The organism is Sabulibacter ruber (assembly GCF_017355955.1).
Taxonomy (GTDB): domain Bacteria; phylum Bacteroidota; class Bacteroidia; order Cytophagales; family Hymenobacteraceae; genus Nibribacter; species Nibribacter ruber_A.
Window position 1 is genome coordinate 1 of sequence record NZ_JAFFID010000069.1, and the last position, 313, is coordinate 313.

Consider the following 313-nt stretch of genomic DNA (forward strand, 5'->3'; position numbering starts at 1 on the left):
CGCGACCTCGGCGAAGGGCTGGGCGAAGGCGGCCTGGACAGGATCGGCGGCGGCGTCGCCGGGCTGATTCCGTCGGCCCGGCGCGAGCCGACCACCACCCAGTCGGGGGTGACCATCGCCGCGCAGCCCGAGCGGCTGTTCCGCTTCTGGCGCAACTTCGGCAACCTGCCGAAGATCATGGACCATCTGGAGGCGGTGGAGATCGAGTCCGAGAAGCGCAGCCACTGGAAGGCCAAGGGTCCCGGCGGCGTCCGGCTGGACTGGTTCTCCGAGATCGAGCGCGAGCGCGAGAACGAGCTGATTTCCTGGCACA

Annotated in this window: 1 protein-coding gene; it reads left to right on the plus strand. The window is 69.6% G+C overall.

Going from position 1 to position 313, the window contains the following annotated elements:
• Positions 1-313, plus strand: a 313-nt coding sequence (locus JT719_RS24485) for an SRPBCC family protein (protein ID WP_278251901.1), incomplete at both ends; no start/stop codon positions are given.